Source organism: Streptomyces sp. NPDC002643, from assembly GCF_053592555.1.
Window position 1 is genome coordinate 1 of record NZ_JBSFVY010000091.1, and the last position, 1255, is coordinate 1255.

Sequence of the window (1255 nt, forward strand, 5' to 3'; positions counted from 1 at the left end):
ATGTTTGACGCTTCACAGCGGGTACCGGAATATCAACCGGTTATCCATCGACTACGCCTGTCGGCCTCGCCTTAGGTCCCGACTTACCCTGGGCAGATCAGCTTGACCCAGGAACCCTTGGTCAATCGGCGCAAACGTTTCTCACGTTTGTATCGCTACTCATGCCTGCATTCTCACTCGTCAACCGTCCACAACTACCTTCCGGTGCTGCTTCACCCGGCAGACGACGCTCCCCTACCCATCCCAGCCTCCGTTGGGAGTATGTACTGGAATGACACGACTTCGGCGGTACGCTTGAGCCCCGCTACATTGTCGGCGCGGAATCACTAGACCAGTGAGCTATTACGCACTCTTTCAAGGGTGGCTGCTTCTAAGCCAACCTCCTGGTTGTCTCTGCGACTCCACATCCTTTCCCACTTAGCGTACGCTTAGGGGCCTTAGTCGATGCTCTGGGCTGTTTCCCTCTCGACCATGGAGCTTATCCCCCACAGTCTCACTGCCGCGCTCTCACTTACCGGCATTCGGAGTTTGGCTAAGGTCAGTAACCCGGTAGGGCCCATCGCCTATCCAGTGCTCTACCTCCGGCAAGAAACACACGACGCTGCACCTAAATGCATTTCGGGGAGAACCAGCTATCACGGAGTTTGATTGGCCTTTCACCCCTAACCACAGGTCATCCCCCAGGTTTTCAACCCTGGTGGGTTCGGTCCTCCACGAAGTCTTACCTCCGCTTCAACCTGCCCATGGCTAGATCACTCCGCTTCGGGTCTTGAGCATGCTACTAAAACGCCCTCTTCGGACTCGCTTTCGCTACGGCTACCCCACCCGGGTTAACCTCGCAACACACCGCAAACTCGCAGGCTCATTCTTCAAAAGGCACGCAGTCACGAGAAGCAGCAAGCTGCTTCCGACGCTCCCACGGCTTGTAGGCACACGGTTTCAGGTACTATTTCACTCCGCTCCCGCGGTACTTTTCACCATTCCCTCACGGTACTATCCGCTATCGGTCACCAGGGAATATTTAGGCTTAGCGGGTGGTCCCGCCAGATTCACACGGGATTTCTCGGGCCCCGTGCTACTTGGGTGTCTCTCAAACAAGCCGCTGACGTTTCAGCTACGGGGGTCTTACCCTCTACGCCGGACCTTTCGCATGTCCTTCGCCTACATCAACGGTTTCTGACTCGTCCTGTCGCCGGCAGACGACAGAAGAGAGATCCCACAACCCCGTATACGCAACCCCTGCCGGGTCTCACAC

General features: G+C 56.6%; 1 rRNA gene. It reads right to left on the reverse strand.

What is annotated here, in order from left to right:
• Positions 1-1255, reverse strand: a 23S ribosomal RNA gene (locus ACWD4G_RS45640); the annotation flags it as partial.